Below are 17,521 nucleotides of genomic sequence, written 5' to 3' on the forward strand. Positions count from 1 at the left end.
AAATTACGCATACAACAAAAGAAGGCTTAAAAAAGCAGAGAAAAAAGCTAAAACAGACAAAAATAGAACCTAAGAATTTATTTGATTATGCAGAGGAAGTCATTATCCCTGCAAAGATTAAACAAGAATGGATGAATATATTCAATCTAAAAAATATTGATGAACCTTTTATACCGCATATTCCTAATGAAGTTAAGGAGTATGTCGGCAAAGATTTACTTTTAACAAAAAATAGTTTGATAAAACTGATTGCAAATAAAAGAGAGAAGTATATCAAAGACATTTTACCCACTTTGGAGAAGCCAGAAATTGTTATTAAACACGAAGATTCAATTATTTTTGCAAGAGAATTAAATGACAAATTATTTTTTACTTCTGTTGGTAAGGATTTTGACGCAGGTTTCATTGTTGCAAGTAATGCACCGAAGAAAAGAAATAATTTAATAAATAAGGCTACAAATGAAAACATCATCTATCAGTCTCCAAACTTCGGAGTACTCCGTTATGACAAGCTTTTACAGACAGACGGTCTACTGCCAACAAGACTGAACAGTGATAATTCTACCCCTAATCATCTTAAAAAACCCTTAGACTTTGAATCCTTCCATGATGAAGAGAAAAGTTTAAGGACTAGATTCAAAGACAATATAGAGGCTATGTCTTTACTCAAAGAGCTTATGCAAAACAATACACAAGCAACACAAGAACAACAAGCCATTTTAGCTAAATATCTAAATATAAGTTGCATCTGCCTTTATCCCATTTGCCACATTGCTAGATATAGAATGTAGAAATATAAATTGAAAATATTTAAATGAGAAAGCTATTTTTTTAAAAGTCTTATTAGACGGTATTCATTTTGCATATAAACATATTTTTAAAAACTAATTATTTATTTTATGAGACAAATGAAATATTGGAATATAAAATTGTATCAATAAACTATGATTTTTGGTGGCTGGGTAAGGTGCATTTGCTGAAAAATCGCTTTTATCATAAATGCTTTCTCGAAAAGAAACAGAAAAAGAAAAAGGTTCTTGTTGTCTGATTCCTATTTCATAGTAGTAGCCACTAGTTTTTGAAAAGTGTTGTTTTTGAGTAGCGCCTCCACCTGCAAAGAGTGCGTATTGTTTAAAATTAAATAATATGTTTGCTCCAGAAAAATTTTCTAAAAGTCGGTTGTGGCTACGCATATAAAGCATATTTGCACCTAAACCAAAAGATTCAGTACTACCGCCTAGTGTCATTGATGCACCATAATCCCCAGCAACATTTTTGTAATCATAAGAATTGAGTGCACTAATGCCACCCTGTGCTTCAAGGGAATAATAAATATTCCATTCAGCAGATATTGGTAGTACTAGACAAGTAATATAAAAAGCATATTTTAATATCACTATAATTCACCGATGGTAATTTCAATAGTTGTTGATGTGCGATTTTGATTGATATATTTAGGAAAAGATAAATGTGTCATGTCTTCTAAGAAAATACGCAATACAGAATCAAAAGCTTCATTACCGGAATTTTTAATCAGTTGGTAGGAAAATTCTCCTTTATGGTTAATGGTGACTTTAACGCGTGCATTATGGCTACCTACATATGTTTGATACTGAGGTAATGCCCATCGCTCACTGATAAATTCGTTTACTTTTGCATAATACTCGTCATATTCTCCCTCTGGTACAACAAATAAGACACGTTTTTTGACATTAGCATTTGATAAGATTTTTTGTAAATTTTCTTGAATGGTATCCTTTTCTTGTGAGCTTTCCCCCTTAAATCTGGAGGCATTGGGGTCATTATTGTCTAAAATTTCTTGTGGTTTTACTGGAATTTTATCTGCAACAGAGGCAAATAAATCGCCCACTCCTTGTCCTGCAATTGGGGTTTTTGATGCGGGTTTATCGTTTGTGGGTAGTTTTTTATCAGGTGCTTTTTGCGTAGAGAGTGTATCTTTTGTTTCTTCTGCACTTAAACTTACATCAATTTGAAATTCAATTTCCTTCTGTACACTCACTTTAACAGGGTGGCTATAGGGCGTAATACCAATAAAAAGCAAAATAATAATAATGCCAACGTATAGGGAGATAGAAATGACTCCACTTGCACACCATAAGATAATTTTATCCATCAGTAACCAATGAGACGCGTGTAAAACCTGCCCCTTTTACGCTTTTGAGGATAAAGATGACATTATCATAAAGAAGATTCTTGTCCGCACGAATTAAAACTTGCGTTTTTTTGTCGTATCCTTGTGAAAACATGATAAAACTATCGGGAAATGCATCAAATTCATACGTGTGATCTTTGATGTAGACTACCTTCTTTTTGTCAATACGGATTTCAATCTTTGCATCTTGCTGCACTTTTGAGGTTTTAGAACCTTGCGGAAGTGTAATTTCTTCTTGATAAACAACAACAGGGGCGGTTACCATCAAGATAGCAAGAAGAACAAGCATAATATCAACTAAAGGGGTGATGTTTAAATCTGGAGATTCGTCCCAATTAAATTGACTCAAAACTTCCTCCTTACCCTTGCTTAATCTCCATTCCTGAAGTTTGTTCCATATTGATAATCATCTCAATTTCCATTTGTATAATAGAGACCAGTTCAAACGACTTACGTTTAAGTAAAATATGAAAAGAGTATGCTGGAATGGCTGTTAAAATTCCTGCTGCTGTTGCAATAAGTGCTTTTGAAATGACGGGAGCTATCACTTCAAGGGTTGCCCTTGCACCTTCTCCTAATCTTGAAAATGCCTCCAATATCTCAACTACTGTTCCAAACAAGCCAATAAAGGGGGCTGTAGAAGCGAATACAGAAAGTAATGTGAGTCCCACAGTTGCACGTGCGATGGCTCTTTGTTTAGAAACTTCGAGTAACTCACGTGTGACATTCGCGTGTTTTCTTTTGAGTGAGTAACTAAGTAGAGATGACCGAGAAAGCTTGTAATTTCCCTGCATAAGAGACTCCAAAGAGAGTTTCTCTTGTGCAAGTAATCCTGAAAGGATAAGAATTCTATATAGAAATATCCAAAGTGAAAGGATAAAATATAAAGAAAGCCATATCAGTACAATATAAGTAACAATCCCACTTGAGGAAAAATATTGACTTAATTGTTCTGTAAAAGTCATTAAAAAGTCTTTGCTGCAGATTCTAATCGTGAAAGTACAGAAGCAGCAATAACTCTATCACTTTTTGCACCTTCTAGAAGATTTTTTGCGTCCGCCAAAGCTTTCGCAATAATACTATCATTACCACCACTGATAGCAACCGCACCATCTGCCAACACATCAACACTTTTGTGGTCAACTTTAACATAGCCTGAGTTGACAGCAACGATTTCTCTTTTGCCATCTTCTCTTTCTATCTCAATTGCACCCGCACTGAGGAGTGTTAAAACATCACTATGTCCGGGAAGGACACCAAATTCACCCTCTTCACCAGGTAACAAAACGCTACGTACCTGCCCTGAAAAAATCCCCCCTTCGGGGGTAACGATATTTAAGGTTAAAGTATCCATGAGTGGAACTCCTTATGTGGATTTTTATGCACTAAGCCTTTGCCTTTGCTTTCTCTTTCTCTGCTTTTTCGATAACTTCATTAATATTACCTACCATATAGAAAGCATTTTCTGGAATATCGTCATACTTACCTTCCAAAATACCTTTAAAACCATCTAATGTTTCTTGTAATGTGACGTATTTACCTGCACTACCTGTAAAAATTTCCGCAACAAAGAAAGGTTGTGAGAAGAACCTCTCGATTTTTCTTGCACGTGCCACCACTTTCTTGTCTTCTTCAGAAAGCTCATCCATTCCTAGAATTGCAATTAAATCTTGTAAATCTTTATATTTTTGTAGAACTTGCTGAACACCTGTCGCAATTCTATAATGTTCTTCACCAACGACTTGTGGGTCAAGAATTCTTGAAGTTGAATCAAGCGGGTCAACCGCTGGATAAATTCCTTTCTCTGCAATTTTTCTATTAAGAACAGTCTTTGCATCAAGGTGTGAGAACACTGAAGCTGGAGCAGGGTCAGTTAAGTCGTCAGCAGGTACATAAACCGCTTGAACTGAAGTAATAGAACCTTTTTTTGTTGAAGTAATTCTTTCTTGCAATTTACCCATTTCACTTGCCAAAGTTGGTTGGTAGCCCACAGCTGAAGGAATTCTACCTAAAAGTGCTGACATCTCCGCACCTGATTGTGCATATCGGAAAATATTGTCAATAAACATAAGCACATCTCTGCCTTCCTCATCACGGAAATACTCAGCCATTGTTAATCCTGTAAAAGCAATCCTGTTTCTTGCACCTGGTGGTTCATTCATCTGCCCATAACAAAGTGCCACTTTATCTAAAACGCCCGATTCTTTCATTTCATGGTAGAGGTCGTTTCCTTCCCTTGTTCTTTCACCTACGCCTGCAAAGACAGAATAGCCACTATGCTTGAAAGCCACATTGTGAATCAGCTCCATAATAACAACGGTTTTACCCACACCTGCACCACCAAACAGGCCTACTTTTCCCCCTTTTGAATAAGGAGCAAGCAAATCCACAACTTTGATGCCCGTCTCAAACATTTCTGTTTTTGTGCTCTGGTCTTCAAAGCTTGGAGCAGAACGGTGAATTGACCACTTGACAGGGTCGCTAAGTTGTTCTCCACCATCAATGGCTTCCCCAATTACATTAAAGATACGCCCTAAAACTCCTGCACCAACTGGAACAGTAATAGCATCACCTCTTGCGACAACTTTTGCATTTCGTGTTAAACCTTCTGTCATATCCATCGCAATAGCCCTTACACGATTGTCCCCGATATGAGCAGCAACCTCTAAAACAAGTTGCTTAGGCGATCCTTCTACTTCATAATTGATATCCAATGCTTCGTTGATTGCGGGTAGATAGTTATTAAAATCAACATCCACAACTGGACCCATTACCTGCGTAACTATTCCTTCCATTTTATTGACTCCTTAAGATAATATATTAAAAAGTTTGATGATTATTTCATCGACTCTACACCGGTATTAATTTCTACTAATTCCGTTGTGATTGCTTCTTGACGTGCTTTGTTGTAAGCAATTGTGCGAGTTTTAACTAATTCACCCGCATTGTTTGTTGCTGAATCCATAGCCTGCATTCTTGCACTATGCTCTGCTGCTAAAGAATCAACAAGTGCATAATACATACTGAATTCTATATACTTTTTTGCAAGTTGGTTAAGAATTTCTACTTCACCATCCTCTGGCTCAATTTCCATAGGGGGTGCAACGAGATGATTTTCTTCTTGTTGTGGTTTAGGATGTGCCACAGGTAAAAGCTGTTGCACACGCAACTCCTGAGAAATCATATTTTTAAAGCCATTATAAATTAAAACAATTTCATCAACAACACCGTCTAAAAAATCCTTCACTGCCTTATTGACAAAAGCAGAAGAAGATTCATAGTTTGGAGTAGAACTCAGATCAACAACACGGTCAAGCAATTCAACTCCATTAAAGTCAAAATAGGCAATTCCTTTCTTGCCAATCGCACGCAAACGCACCTTAACACCTTTCGCCTTATAGGAAGCCATTACCTTCAAAACTTCTTTAATTGTTGTTGAATTAAAGCCACCACACAAACCCTTGTCTGCTGTAATAAAGATAATATCTACCTTTTTTGCTTGGGTCTCCCTGGTTGTAAAAAATGGTCCATCAAGACTACCCGTACCACTCTTTTCAATACGTTCATGAATTTCTTGAAAAACTTCCATAATACGTTTTGCATAAAGTCTTGAACGTTTCGCCATCTCATCCGCTTTTTTGAGCTTGGAGGTTGAAACAAGTTTCATTGCCTTCGTAATCTTCTGGGTGTTTTTAACACTCGTTATTTGTGTTCTAATTTCCTTAAGGTTATTTCCCATTTTATTTCCTTAAAGTTTACGCATTAAATGAGCTTTTGAATTCTGATAATGCCTTTTTGAGAAGCTCTTCAGTATCTTTGTCAATCATTTTCTGTGTGCGAATATTTTCAAAAATTTGTGGATATCTTGCCTCAATGAATGGGTAAAGATCAGATTCAAATTTTGTTACTTTGTTTGCAGGGATATCATCCATATAGCCCTGTGCACCTGCAAAGATGATAACAACTTGTCTTTCAATAGGGAGTGGTGCATAAGGAGGTTGCTTAAGAAGTTCCACCATTCTTTGCCCACGCTCCAACTGCCTTCGACTCGCTTCATCAAGGTCAGAAGCAAATTGTGAGAATGCTTGAAGTTCACGATATTGAGCAAGGTCAAGTCTCAATGTTCCCGCAACTTGTTTAGTTGCCTTAATCTGTGCAGCACCCCCAACCCTTGAGACAGACAGACCCACATTTATCGCTGGGCGAACACCTGAATTAAACAAATCAGTTTCTAAGAATATTTGTCCATCTGTAATAGAAATCACATTGGTTGGAATGTAGGCTGCAACGTCCCCAGCCTGTGTTTCAATGATAGGCAGTGCTGTTAAAGAACCTGCACCTAAATCATCACTTAGTTTTGCTGCACGTTCAAGAAGTCTTGAGTGGAGATAGAATACATCACCCGGAAATGCTTCACGTCCAGGAGGACGGCGAAGAATCAAACTCATTTCGCGGTAAGCAACGGCATGTTTACTGAGATCATCATAAATAATTAATGCATGACGTGCATTATCTCTGAAGTATTCTCCCATTGCAACACCCGAATAAGGAGCAAGGAATTGCATAGCAGCAGAATCTGAAGCAGGTGCGTTAACAATAATTGTGTATTCCATCGCTCCATGCTCTTCTAGTTTTCTAACAACCTGTGCAACAGTAGATTCTTTTTGCCCAATTGCAACATAGATACAAACAACGTCTTGTCCTTTTTGATTGATGATTGTATCGATAGCAACAGTCGTTTTACCCGTTTGCCTATCACCGATAATTAACTCTCTTTGTCCGCGACCGATTGGGACAAGTGCATCAATTGCTTTTAAGCCTGTTTGCAAAGGTTCATGAACAGACTTTCTAGCCATAATTCCAGGTGCTTTCTCCTCAACAAATCGGAATTCATTTGCCTCAATTGCACCTTTTCCATCAATGGGTTCACCGAGTGCATTGACGACACGTCCCATTAAGGCATCGCCAACAGGAACTCTCATTAGTCGCCCGAGTCTTTTTACAGAAGAACCCTCCTTGATTGTTCTCCCTGCACCTAGTACAACAACACCAACACTCCCTTCTTCAAGATTTGACGCTAAGCCCTTGTCGCCAGTATCAAACTCAACCATTTCGTAAGACATTACATTTTTTAGTCCATACACCTTCGCTACACCATCAGCATAGCTAATAACCTTCCCTGTTTCTGCGATATTGACATCGATATCGAAGTTATCAATTCTTTCTTTGATGATTGAGCTAATTTCATCTGCTTGTAACTTTACTGTCACTGGAACACTCCTTTTAAAATTAAATTAAAATGCTTTTAAGATATGATCTCTAAGATCATTAACAAATTTCTCTTTAGAGAAAGCAACTTCCACGCCTAAATCCTCAACAACTAGACGTACCCCACCATCATTGCTGATTTTTTGCACCAAAGCTAACCGCACATTCAAACGTTTCGCAAAGGCGACCTCAATATTTTTAAGAACATCATCGCTAAAAGCCTCCTGTGTATATAGGAGTGCTGTATATTCACTCCGCATTGTTGCAAGTCTACGTTCCAATTCTCTGCATAAGTCAGGAATAATCTCAAAGCGATTTTTTTCACCCAAAAGTTTAACAAAGTTGATAAGTTTTGAGTTATTGCGTCCTGTAATATCCAAAATCACCTCTGTTTTTTTTGCTTCTTGAATGCTTGGAGTGGCGATAATGTCACAAAATAAACTATCTTCGAATGCTGATTCCACTTTTCTTAAAGATTCTAAGATAGAAACTATTTCCTCCGCCTTGAAGCTTTCTGTCAGTGCTTTGGTATATTTTTTTGCAATTAATTCTTTCATCTATGCAACCTTTTTTAAGAGAATCTCTGAATAAGCGACTTTATCTAATTTTAAGGCATCGCTTTCAAAGAGTTCTTGCAAAACTTCTTTGACGATAGCTTGTTCCACCCTGCGACGCTCAAATTCAATAGCATCCTCATATTGTTTGTTCATGATTTCAATTTCAGAAAGTGCACCTTCCTCAATCTTTTGCCTAAGAATTGTTGCTTCTCGTCTTGCTGTTGCAACAATGGTTTCAGCATTCTCTCTAGCAAGTTTTAACATATTTTCAGCATTCTCTTTTGCCTTCTTAGATTCTTTTAGCTTTTGTTGGACTTTTTCTAATTCACTCTCGATACCTTTTGCACGATCCTTAAAAAAATTTTTAAGTGGATCTGCGACAAAATAATAAAGAAGTCCAGCAAAAAGAATAAAATTGAGCGTTCTTTCAACAATGTCCTTCTCGCCATCCCCTGCTGCAAAAGCTGTCACAGGCAACAATAATAAGCTACATAGGATAAACAATAGCCTTTTCACCTCTTTCTCTCCTTATAACTGATTTAATTTAGCTTTTAAGCTCTCTTTATAAAGAGGCATTTGTGCTAAAAGTGTATTCCTAAGCTCATTTCCTTCCTCCTCAAGGCTAGAAATAACCTCCTGTTTCTTCGAATCAAGCTCACTTTGTTTGGCACTGACTTGCTGGGCGGCAACTTCTCTAGCAAGATTTTGTGCCTCTTCTTTAATTGCATTAGCTTCATTCTTTGCATTAGCAAGAACGCGTTCAGCTTCTGCTTTTAAAACCTCGATTTCATGGTCATTTCCACGTATGCCTTCAAGGTCACTCTTAATGGAAGAGGAACGATTATCCATAAAGCTTAATAGGGGCTTATACAGCCATTCATTAAGCAAGTAGACTAGCGTTACAAAAACCACAAAGACAAGCAACATCAGCAATGGAACTATGTCTAGCATATTAACTCCTTTTTAGATTCTTAAGGTATTCTATCATTCTTAAGATAGGTTTTAGCTTAAATGGAGGATAACTCTTGTAAATATTGTGCAAATTTTTCCATTTCTTCATCATTTTTAAAGGAGATACATAAAGTTTTACCTTTAAAGACGGCTTGAAAATTCTGATTTTCAAAAAAATCAAGAATTTTTTGTTCATTTTGCATTATTTGTATTTTAATTGGAGAGGTGGCATTGGGGGTCTTGTCCTTTTCCCGTTTTTCTCCCGCTTTTGTATTTTTAAGGTTTCTAATTAAAGATTCTGTTTCATGTACATTAAGTTTTTGGTTAAGGATAGATTGTAAAATTTCTTCTTGTTGTTTTGGTTGGGCTGAGACAATTATTTTTGCATGTCCTTGAGAGATTTTATTTTCCAATAGGGCTTGAATAACATTAGGCTCAAGGTTTAATAATCTAAGGGTGTTTGTAATCTGTGTGCGACTTTTTGAAACCTTTTTTGCTAATTCATCATGCGTAAATTGGTGGGTTTGAATGAGTTCTTTGTAGCATTGTGCAAGTTCGATGGGGTTAAGATCTTCTCTTTGTATATTCTCAATTAAGGCGATTTCACGCAACTGCTGTGTTTGTTGACGGCTAAGAATAATTGCAGGGATTGTTGAAAAATTAGCCATCTGACAAGCCCTCCATCTCCTTTCTCCAGCAACAATAATGTAATGTTCTTCTTGTGTGCTTTCTGTATCATTACATAAGAGAATAGGTTGTAAAAGCCCATATTCGAGGATTGATTGGCTTAATTCCTCTAAGGATTCTTGACTAAAATTTTGACGCGGTTGCATAGGATTAGGACGGATATGATGAATGTTAATCTCTAAAACCATACCTGTTGTATCATTAAGAACATTTTGATAAGCTTCCTGTGCTTCCCCTAACAGGAATTCTAAACCTTTACCCAATGCTTGTTTGCGTGATTTTGCCACAACTTGCCCTTTTTTCTAAGATTAACTTTGCTAGATCCTGGTAAGCGGTGTTGCCGATGGAGCGGATATCATAAAGAATAATAGGTTGCCCAAAGCTTGGTGCTTCGGCAAGCTTAATATTGCGTGGAATAATGACATAAGAATCTTTTTCTACATTTTGTGAATCTTTGATTTTTTGCCTGAATAAATACTTGTCAAAATGCTGTACTAAGTCTTTAAATACTGCGGGTGATAAGTTGTTTTGATTGCTATACATTGTAGGTAAGAATCCACGAATAAACAAATTTGGGTTTGTTGTTTGTTTAAGGAGATGAATGGTTTGGATAAGTTGTGCTACACCTTCTAGTGCGAAATATTCACACTGAATAGGGATAATAACAGAATTTGCTGCTGAAAGTGCATTGATTGTTAAAGGTCCTAATGTTGGTGGTGTGTCAATAATAATGTAATCGTATTGTGAGCTAACTTCTTCTAATTTTTTACGTAATGTAAACTCGCGTCCGCCACCCTTTTTTTTAGCATCATAAAATTCTTTTTCAAAACCAACAAGCCCAATACTCGATGGAACTAAAGAAAGAGTTGGAATGCGAGTTTTTTGAATAACTTGCGAAAATCTTCTTGCACCAATTAAAACATGATAAATATTTAATTCAATATCGTTTTTACGAATTCCCAGACTTGTTGTTGCGTTTGCTTGGGGGTCCGCATCGATCAGTAAAACACTTTCTTCATTGACAGCTAACGACGCGGCTAGATTAACCGCCGTTGTTGTCTTGCCTACCCCACCTTTTTGGTTTGCAATAGCTATAACCTCACACATAATTTCCCTTAGTAATGTAATTTATCGAGCATTATACAATTTTTCACCTCTGTAAAGTAATGCTCCATCTTCCTGTAATATGGCTTCTTTTATAGGGATTTTTTCATTCCCTTTATGAAAGCTGTAGGAATAATTCAGATGAAATTCTAACCTATACTTACTAAAAATTTGCTTCCATTGATAGATAGAAAAGTTTTTTTTCACCATTTCTTCAATAATGTCTTCTTTGTGGACATGTTCTTCTAAAGCTGCAAAATCCCCATTTGTTTTTAAATTGATACCAATACCGCAAATAAGAGTATTTTGCACCTTTTGTGTTAAAATTCCACCTATTTTGTGTGTATCCAGATAAAGATCATTTGGCCATTTTAGCCAAGCCAAAGAACCACGATTAGTAAGAATTTCTTTGAGTATATAACCAAAATATAGGGAGCTTGAATGTAGGGGTAAGTCATTAGGAAGCTGTTGTAGGGGTAGTGCAAAAGAGAAAGTTAATGCTTCTCTTTGAGTGTGCCATGTATTTGCGCGTGATCCAATGCCATTTGTTTGATTTTTTGCAACCACACAAATGGGTGCACTTAAAGAATGAGTTTTGATTTGTTCTATAAGCCATAGTTGTGTTGACTCTAGTGTATCATAATAAAGAATCTCCATTTTTTAACCTTTTTCCATTAAGATAAGCCAATGCAGAGATAGGATTCTTAGAGGGGGGTTGAACTTGCTTAAGCAACAAAGAACCTTGAATGCAACCAATAACAACACCATCTTTAAGAATATCAAGAATTCTTCCTGCTTGATAATTGCCATTTTCTGCGTATAATTCTATCTCTTTTAGCTTGAGACCATTTTTAAGAAAAATACCTGGAAACGATGAGTATGCACGATATTGACGTAAAATATTGGTGGCGGATTCAAAATGTACTAATCCATCTTGTTTGCGAATTTTATGACAGTAGGAGGAGTCAACTTCAATTTGGGGCAGTGGGCATAAATAATTAAGCTTATCTAGACATTGTAAGGTCAGTTTTCCCGCTACATGAGCAAGTTTTTCAAATAGAATTTCTGCATTTATTGAATTATCCAATTCTACCACGCTTTGTGCTAAATAATCTCCGCAATCAAGTCCCTCATTCATACGCATAAAGCTAACACCTACAGTGCGTTCACCTTGCAGTAAGGATTCTTGAATAGGACTTGCACCACGATACTTAGGAAGCAAGGAAGCATGGAGATTGTAACATGGAGCCAAGTTTAAAATTTCTAAAGGAAGAATCTTTCCATAAGCGGCAACAAGAATCACATCTGGAGCTAACGCGTGAATCTTAGAGTAAAATTCAATATTATTTTTAAGTGATTGGGGTTGTAGAATTTCTGCAAAGAGTGTGTTGTAATTTTGTTCTAGTAGGAACTGCTTTGTTGCTGGATAACTTAAATGTTGCCCACGTTTTGCAGGTTTGTCGGGTTGAGTAACAACAGCAATAACCTCAAAAGGAGAATTAAGCAGATAAGATAAAATGATAGAAGAATAATTTGGAGTTCCCATAAATAAAATACGCATAACTGATACCTTTTGAAAATAAAATAGCCTAATTATAGCATACCCAAGACTAGATTGCCTAAATCAATCATAGGAGGTAGAACTATAGATTTTGCTTTGTTGTATTAGAATGTTTATATTGCATTCTTTATTTGCAATAAATTAAAAGATTGAGTGGTGAAAATATCTTAGTATGCAAGATTCTATAATCGAGGAACTATCTTTAAAGATTCTATAATTTCGTTGCCATAGCATAGTTTGCTATGATTACTCAATTTGCAAAATTTTGTGTAATTGTACACTTAAACGCACTTGAGGATTTTTTTTACAAAATTCTACCATTTCTTTATAAAATTCTGCATACAAATAGGCTTTATCTCCTCTATCAATGCCTTGAATGCAATAGTGTTTATGGGGATATTGCTGTAAATAGATTTGAATCTCATCAAAAGAAAAAAGCGGATACAAAAATTTACATTCTTGCATTCTTGCTAGAATGGATTGCGGAATATTCTTTGTTTTGGGTGAAATTGTTACCCACTCTATCCAACTCGGAGCTAATTTAAATCCATTACTTTCAATGCAACGATAAAAACCATCACATAAAGATTCTTCTTCAACAAGCTGTAAGGTTGGTTCGCCACCGCTAAAGATAATTAATGGTTTTTGTGTAATCTTGGCTTTATTTAAAATCTCTTGAATGTGATGCTCTAATTGTTCTTTATTATAACGATAAAGGATTGTATCAAATTCTGTATCGCAAAAATCACAACGAAGATTGCATTGTGAAAAACGGACAAAAATAGCAGCTTTTCCACTATGAAAACCTTCACCTTGTAAACTATAAAAAATCTCTCTAATAGAATAAATTTTAGTCTCGCTCATAAATAGCAATGTTTCCTTCACTTTCTTGTACTTCCACGCGATAACATTTTTCGCCTAATTCATCACAAACCCATTTAGCAATATTCTCTGCCGTTGTGCTAACATTCATAATGTCATTCAAGAATTGATGATCAAGTCGTTTATGAATCTTTTCTTTAATGTGTGTAAAATCAATTACCATACCATTATGATTTAATTCTTTAGAGCGACAAAAAATCGTTACAATCCAATTATGTCCATGCAAACGGTTACATTTGCTTTCATAGTCTAAAAAAAGCTGATGAGCTGCTGAAATTTCAAGTCGTTTTTGAATATAAAACATAGATTCTCCTATCTTTCTATCTTTAAACAATTTGCCCTGAAAGCTTCTAAAGATTCAAGGCATGTTGGACACATATTGCAATGTTTTTCATTTCCTGTATAGCAACTATAGGTCATAGAGTAATCTACACCTAAGGATATTCCAAGTTGCACAATCTTATTTTTATCCCAATCGCAAAATGGGCTAAGAATGCGTATTTTATGCCCACTTCCACACCAAATAGCTTCATTCATCGCCATAATAAATTCTCTTGTGCAATCTGGATAAATGGGATGGTCACCTGAATGGTTTGCTAAAACTAAACTATCTGCACCTAAAGATTCCGCTAAACCGGCTGCAACACTTAAAAATATACCATTCCTAAATGGAACAACAAGTTTTTCTAAACTTTTTTCATCATATTGACTCTGTGGAATGTCCTCACTGCTCCCAACAAGAAGGCTACTTTTAAATGAACGAAAGATGGATTCTAGATGGAGAATGTGGTAACGCACTTGAGTCGCTTGACAAATTTGAATCGCTCTTTTACATTCTTGTATGTTGTGGCGACTTGGATATTGAAAGATTAAGGCTTCTGTAGAAGTTTCTTGTTTACTCCAAAATAGGGCTGTTGTGCTATCAATACCACCGCTAAATAAAACAAGTCTCATATTTTCCTTTCTTTTAGGTTATTGAATTTATTATTTGTTGCTAAGACGTTTTTCTGCAAATTGTATGGCTTCTTGTGTAATTTCTTGTCCGCTAATCATTCTTGCAATCTCTTGAATCTGCCCTTTTTTATCTAAAGGCTGGATATGACTTTCTTGTTCATCTTTAGAATGTTTGTAGACTAAAAAATGACGATTACATAAAGTTGGCATATGGGGTTGATGTGAAATGGCAAGAATCTGGTAACTTTGTGCTAGAAGATTCAAAATTTTAGCAACACCCTCACTTTCTTCCCCACTTAAGTTTGCATCAACTTCATCTAAAATTAGAATCCCTACTTTTTCTTCAAAAGAAACTTCAAGTGCAAGGAGAGCAAGACGAACGCGACTAAATTCTCCTGCACTGATATTTTTTAATTCTGTTGTTTGTAGTTTAAAGCTAATTGTATCATATCCATATTCCATATTATGAATCTTATTTAACTCAAAAACAGATTCCCTTAAATGTAGAATTTTTAGGTGTTCATTAAAGGCTTTTTCAAATTTCTTGAGGTTTTTCACACGTTCTTGATGGAGATTTTCAGCACTAGAATCTAATTTTTGTTTTGTAGAATCTAATTTTTGCTGTAATTGTTCTTTTGAAAAAGTGAGATTTTCATAATGTTGTAATTCCTCCTGCTTTTTTTTAAGAATCTCAAGTGCTTCTAATTCTCCACCATAGCGTTTACGAATGTCTGAAAGCAAGGAGATGCGTTCCAAAATTTCCCCTGCATCGGTCTCTAATAATTCTTCTAATTTATTTTTTTCTTCTTCAATGATATTTTTTAATTCTAAGAGGGCATCCTCAATAAAGACTGCATCACGATTGAGGAGGTTTAAGAATTGGGAAGCAATGCTCCCTGTTTCTATAAAGGATTCTACCTCTTGACTAAGCTCTCCAATTTTTTCACATTTAGAGAGAAGTCGTTTTTTTTCCATTAAAGAATCATATTCCCCGATTTTTGGTGCGATGCTTGAGATTTTTTGGATTTCAAATCGTGCAAATTCTTTTAATTCTTCGATTTGTTCTTCTTCTTTTAAGAGTTGTGTGTATTTCTTTAAAATCTCACTATATTCCTTAAATATATCTTGATGAAGTTGAAGTTGTTTTTTAAAATGGGTATTTTTTTGAGAAATAAACAAATCTAATAAATGCCGCAAATAACCTTCCTCAAAATCCATATAACGCGAACCGAGATATTTAACAAAACTCGAAGTTATTTCTAAGACACGATGTTTAGAGATACTTTGAGAATTAATAAAATAACGCGTTTTGTCTTTTTTAAGAATTGATAAGATAGTATCTTCATCGCTATCTATTCCCCAAGATTCTAAATCCAAAGCTATGTTAAAGTGGGCTTCAATTACAGAAGCATTGCTATCTTTATGCCCAAAAAGTGCAAGTATGGATTCCATTAAAACGGATTTTCCAACTCCACTTGCACCACTAAACACATTAAAGCCATCATCAAGTTGAATCTGTATTTTTTTAAAAATGGGTGAATTTTTAATAAGAATTTCTTGTATCATTGTTCTCCTTGTATTGTTTATCCCCAGTGGAGTTTTTCGCGTAAAATTGTAAAGTAATCATATTGATAGGTGTGCAACATTGTAGTGCTGTGTTTAGCTTTGTGGATTATAAGTTTATCGCCAAAACTAAATTTTAATTTTCTTTGCCCATCAACAATGAGATTTGCAGCACATGGTTCTTGCAGTTCTATGCAAAGTGTAAAATCAGAAGAAAGCACTAATGGACGTTGTGTTAGGGAGTGTGCACAAATGGGTGTTAAGATGATATTGTCTGAAAAAGGATGTACAACAGGCCCTCCAGCACTAATATTATAAGCTGTTGAACCACGAGGAGTAGAAACAATAAATCCATCTCCACCAAAACTATTAAAAGTATTTTTTTCAGCAGTCTGTGGGTTTATGACAGAAATCTTAGGATAAATTATACCAAAGGTATCACTACGCATTAGCGTAAATTCATTGAATGCAAAGAGTGAAGCTTTTTGTAAAGGATTGTGAATGCAACTTGTGCTACCATAATTGATACCTACTGTTTCCATTATTAGTGGCGAATCCGTATGCCAATCTAGATTTCCCTCTAAGGTTAATGTCTCTTGCAAGGTATATCGTTGGTTGACAATGGATTCACATAATTGTTGAATATTGTCGCGACTAATTTCAGCTAAAAAGCCAAGTCTTCCCATATTGACACCCGCCACAGGAATATTATAGCCATAAGAACGGCGAATTAAGGCAAGGAGTGTTCCATCTCCTCCAATAGCAAGGAGTAAGTCTGCTTTTTTGAGTAACTGATTGAAATCAACACCATCAGGAGATTGAATCATTTTTGCACTCGCCATGTCTAGTAAGGGTGTGAGCTGATAGTGCAGAAAAATTGCCTTTATTGTATTAAAATACTCTTTTAAGGAAGGCATATTTGGACGTAAAATAATACCAACGTATTGAATTTGTTTTTTCATTAAATACTCTAATGTCGAACTTCTAACTGACGTTTCAGATTTTCATAGGCGGCTTGAATGTCACGGAATTTCTCCGTATAGCTTTCAACAATGGCAATATCTTGTCCATAAACTCGATCAGGGTGGTATTCTCTTGCTAGCTCAATATAGCGGTTCTTAATTGTTTCCCAATCATCATTTAAATTGCAAGAAAGGGTTTTTAAACTATTACGCAATGTGATTTCATCTTTTGTGAGATAGTATTCCTTGAATCCGCTATTTTCAAACCCCCCTCTAGCACAAGCCTTAAAGCTTTCATAGTCAAAATTTAAAACAACATTATGAATGATTTTTTGAGAGATTAAGCCTAGCAAAACTTCCCAAAAATCTTCACTTTCTGCATTCAAGAATAATTCTTTAGAGTTATAGCTAAGTAGAAAATTCTTAAATATAGAAAGCAAATAACGTCTAGCAAGTAGGTTGGGGTGGTCAAGTATTAAGGCAACTTGTCCTAGCTTGATAACTTTAAGAGAAATTTTAATTTGCTCAAGCACTCCCGTTTCATCAATAATTTTAATCCTGATAGGTAAGTAGCTGTGGGCTAGAATTTCCTCAAAACTTGCACTCTCTTCGCGCGATTCTCTTTGTAAACCGATATGATAAGCCCAGTTTAAAAAGTAGTCTTTTTTTAAACGTTCGCCATCATCAAGAATCAAGATGGAGCTAGAAAGGCGATAACTTCGGGAGAAGTGTCGCATTGCAAACGAAATTGCACGTGGCAAAAATTCTGAATATCTGCTGATGTTGATTTGAACATATTGTTGTAATAGTTCGACTTTCATCATATTCAATCTCCTTATTAATTTCTGCCTATTGCTGT

The 17,521-nt window shown here is 35.7% G+C and carries 22 protein-coding genes; 1 reads left to right on the forward strand and 21 read right to left on the reverse strand.

The window, feature by feature from the left end; all coding sequences use genetic code 11:
* A partial coding sequence (locus CCZ01_RS10460) for a PBECR2 nuclease fold domain-containing protein (RefSeq protein ID WP_258437052.1) occupies positions 1–791 on the forward strand: 791 nt, incomplete at its 5' end.
* Positions 792–884: 93 nt separating this feature from the next.
* On the opposite strand, the gene CCZ01_RS07740 is transcribed toward CCZ01_RS10460, so the two are convergent.
* The 21 genes from CCZ01_RS07740 to CCZ01_RS07840 form a co-directional block, all read right to left on the reverse strand.
* A complete protein-coding gene (locus CCZ01_RS07740) occupies positions 885–1,397 on the reverse strand; it encodes a hypothetical protein (protein WP_112052648.1) in 513 nt (170 codons plus the stop codon).
* Entirely contained in the window at positions 1,397–2,134 is a 738-nt protein-coding gene (locus CCZ01_RS07745) for a TonB C-terminal domain-containing protein (protein WP_112052649.1), read from the reverse strand. The genes CCZ01_RS07740 and CCZ01_RS07745 overlap by 1 nt, the downstream gene beginning before the upstream one ends.
* Entirely contained in the window at positions 2,127–2,522 is a 396-nt protein-coding gene (locus CCZ01_RS07750; RefSeq protein WP_112052650.1) for a biopolymer transporter ExbD, read from the reverse strand. The genes CCZ01_RS07745 and CCZ01_RS07750 overlap by 8 nt, the downstream gene beginning before the upstream one ends.
* Positions 2,523–2,532: 10 nt before the next feature.
* Complete coding sequence (locus CCZ01_RS07755; RefSeq protein WP_112052651.1) at positions 2,533–3,138, reverse strand: MotA/TolQ/ExbB proton channel family protein; 606 nt, start codon at positions 3,136–3,138, stop codon at positions 2,533–2,535.
* The gene (atpC, locus tag CCZ01_RS07760) at positions 3,138–3,527 is read right to left on the reverse strand and encodes an ATP synthase F1 subunit epsilon (RefSeq protein ID WP_112052652.1); all 390 of its coding nucleotides are present in this window, start codon (positions 3,525–3,527) and stop codon (positions 3,138–3,140) included. Before atpC ends, CCZ01_RS07755 begins: the two co-directional genes overlap by 1 nt.
* A gap of 31 nt (positions 3,528–3,558) precedes the next feature.
* The gene (gene atpD, locus CCZ01_RS07765) at positions 3,559–4,968 is read right to left on the reverse strand and encodes a F0F1 ATP synthase subunit beta (RefSeq protein WP_112052653.1); all 1,410 of its coding nucleotides are present in this window, start codon (positions 4,966–4,968) and stop codon (positions 3,559–3,561) included.
* Positions 4,969–5,009: 41 nt separating this feature from the next.
* Positions 5,010–5,912, reverse strand: a complete 903-nt coding sequence (gene atpG, locus CCZ01_RS07770) for an ATP synthase F1 subunit gamma (RefSeq protein WP_112052654.1) — start codon at positions 5,910–5,912, stop codon at positions 5,010–5,012.
* A 16-nt stretch (positions 5,913–5,928) separates the two neighbouring features.
* The gene (gene atpA, locus CCZ01_RS07775) at positions 5,929–7,443 is read right to left on the reverse strand and encodes a F0F1 ATP synthase subunit alpha (protein ID WP_112052655.1); all 1,515 of its coding nucleotides are present in this window, start codon (positions 7,441–7,443) and stop codon (positions 5,929–5,931) included.
* A 24-nt stretch (positions 7,444–7,467) separates the two neighbouring features.
* Positions 7,468–7,998, reverse strand: a complete 531-nt coding sequence (locus CCZ01_RS07780; protein WP_112052656.1) for a F0F1 ATP synthase subunit delta — start codon at positions 7,996–7,998, stop codon at positions 7,468–7,470.
* Entirely contained in the window at positions 7,999–8,514 is a 516-nt protein-coding gene (locus CCZ01_RS07785; RefSeq protein ID WP_112052657.1) for a F0F1 ATP synthase subunit B, read from the reverse strand.
* A gap of 12 nt (positions 8,515–8,526) precedes the next feature.
* On the reverse strand, positions 8,527–8,949 hold the full coding sequence (locus CCZ01_RS07790; RefSeq protein ID WP_112052658.1) for a F0F1 ATP synthase subunit B family protein: 423 nt from the start codon (positions 8,947–8,949) through the stop codon (positions 8,527–8,529).
* A 56-nt stretch (positions 8,950–9,005) separates the two neighbouring features.
* Positions 9,006–9,923 carry a ParB/RepB/Spo0J family partition protein gene (locus CCZ01_RS07795; RefSeq protein WP_181566369.1) on the reverse strand — a complete coding sequence of 306 codons (918 nt, stop codon included), beginning with the start codon at positions 9,921–9,923 and terminating at the stop codon, positions 9,006–9,008.
* Positions 9,892–10,743, reverse strand: a complete 852-nt coding sequence (locus CCZ01_RS07800; protein WP_112052659.1) for a ParA family protein — start codon at positions 10,741–10,743, stop codon at positions 9,892–9,894. The genes CCZ01_RS07795 and CCZ01_RS07800 overlap by 32 nt, the downstream gene beginning before the upstream one ends.
* Before the next feature lie 21 nt (positions 10,744–10,764).
* Entirely contained in the window at positions 10,765–11,397 is a 633-nt protein-coding gene (locus CCZ01_RS07805) for a biotin--[acetyl-CoA-carboxylase] ligase (protein WP_112052660.1), read from the reverse strand.
* Positions 11,378–12,301, reverse strand: a complete 924-nt coding sequence (fmt, locus tag CCZ01_RS07810; RefSeq protein WP_112052661.1) for a methionyl-tRNA formyltransferase — start codon at positions 12,299–12,301, stop codon at positions 11,378–11,380. The genes CCZ01_RS07805 and fmt overlap by 20 nt, the downstream gene beginning before the upstream one ends.
* A 246-nt stretch (positions 12,302–12,547) precedes the next feature.
* Positions 12,548–13,165 (reverse strand): 7-carboxy-7-deazaguanine synthase QueE, encoded by a 618-nt coding sequence (locus CCZ01_RS07815; protein ID WP_112052662.1) that lies wholly within the window; start codon positions 13,163–13,165, stop codon positions 12,548–12,550.
* Entirely contained in the window at positions 13,152–13,487 is a 336-nt protein-coding gene (gene queD, locus CCZ01_RS07820; RefSeq protein WP_112052663.1) for a 6-carboxytetrahydropterin synthase QueD, read from the reverse strand. The genes CCZ01_RS07815 and queD overlap by 14 nt, the downstream gene beginning before the upstream one ends.
* Positions 13,488–13,495: 8 nt before the next feature.
* The gene (gene queC / locus CCZ01_RS07825; protein WP_112052664.1) at positions 13,496–14,137 is read right to left on the reverse strand and encodes a 7-cyano-7-deazaguanine synthase QueC; all 642 of its coding nucleotides are present in this window, start codon (positions 14,135–14,137) and stop codon (positions 13,496–13,498) included.
* A gap of 30 nt (positions 14,138–14,167) precedes the next feature.
* Positions 14,168–15,703: a DNA repair protein RecN gene (locus CCZ01_RS07830; RefSeq protein ID WP_112052665.1), complete on the reverse strand. Its 1,536-nt coding sequence runs from the start codon at positions 15,701–15,703 to the stop codon at positions 14,168–14,170.
* 17 nt (positions 15,704–15,720) lie between these two features.
* Entirely contained in the window at positions 15,721–16,662 is a 942-nt protein-coding gene (locus CCZ01_RS07835; RefSeq protein ID WP_112052666.1) for an NAD(+)/NADH kinase, read from the reverse strand.
* Between the two features lie 8 nt (positions 16,663–16,670).
* Positions 16,671–17,486, reverse strand: coding sequence for a J domain-containing protein (locus tag CCZ01_RS07840; protein ID WP_258437062.1), 816 nt, complete (start codon positions 17,484–17,486; stop codon positions 16,671–16,673).
* Positions 17,487–17,521 lie beyond the last annotated feature (35 nt).

Source organism: Helicobacter monodelphidis, from assembly GCF_003288845.1.
In the GTDB taxonomy this organism is placed as follows: domain Bacteria; phylum Campylobacterota; class Campylobacteria; order Campylobacterales; family Helicobacteraceae; genus NHYN01.

Bases quoted from the DNA above. Each gene is read 5' to 3' on its own strand.
- CCZ01_RS07805 (WP_112052660.1), bottom strand. From the start codon at position 11,397: ATGGAGATTCTTTATTATGATACACTAGAGTCAACACAACTATGGCTT.
- atpC (WP_112052652.1), bottom strand. From the start codon at position 3,527: ATGGATACTTTAACCTTAAATATCGTTACCCCCGAAGGGGGGATTTTT.
- queD (WP_112052663.1), bottom strand. From the start codon at position 13,487: ATGTTTTATATTCAAAAACGACTTGAAATTTCAGCAGCTCATCAGCTT.
- CCZ01_RS07790 (WP_112052658.1), bottom strand. From the start codon at position 8,949: ATGCTAGACATAGTTCCATTGCTGATGTTGCTTGTCTTTGTGGTTTTT.
- atpG (WP_112052654.1), bottom strand. From the start codon at position 5,912: ATGGGAAATAACCTTAAGGAAATTAGAACACAAATAACGAGTGTTAAA.
- atpD (WP_112052653.1), bottom strand. From the start codon at position 4,968: ATGGAAGGAATAGTTACGCAGGTAATGGGTCCAGTTGTGGATGTTGAT.
- CCZ01_RS07800 (WP_112052659.1), bottom strand. From the start codon at position 10,743: ATGTGTGAGGTTATAGCTATTGCAAACCAAAAAGGTGGGGTAGGCAAG.
- CCZ01_RS07755 (WP_112052651.1), bottom strand. From the start codon at position 3,138: ATGACTTTTACAGAACAATTAAGTCAATATTTTTCCTCAAGTGGGATT.
- CCZ01_RS07830 (WP_112052665.1), bottom strand. From the start codon at position 15,703: ATGATACAAGAAATTCTTATTAAAAATTCACCCATTTTTAAAAAAATA.
- fmt (WP_112052661.1), bottom strand. From the start codon at position 12,301: ATGCGTATTTTATTTATGGGAACTCCAAATTATTCTTCTATCATTTTA.
- CCZ01_RS07780 (WP_112052656.1), bottom strand. From the start codon at position 7,998: ATGAAAGAATTAATTGCAAAAAAATATACCAAAGCACTGACAGAAAGC.
- CCZ01_RS07815 (WP_112052662.1), bottom strand. From the start codon at position 13,165: ATGAGCGAGACTAAAATTTATTCTATTAGAGAGATTTTTTATAGTTTA.
- CCZ01_RS07840 (WP_258437062.1), bottom strand. From the start codon at position 17,486: ATGATGAAAGTCGAACTATTACAACAATATGTTCAAATCAACATCAGC.
- queC (WP_112052664.1), bottom strand. From the start codon at position 14,137: ATGAGACTTGTTTTATTTAGCGGTGGTATTGATAGCACAACAGCCCTA.
- CCZ01_RS07745 (WP_112052649.1), bottom strand. From the start codon at position 2,134: ATGGATAAAATTATCTTATGGTGTGCAAGTGGAGTCATTTCTATCTCC.
- CCZ01_RS07835 (WP_112052666.1), bottom strand. From the start codon at position 16,662: ATGAAAAAACAAATTCAATACGTTGGTATTATTTTACGTCCAAATATG.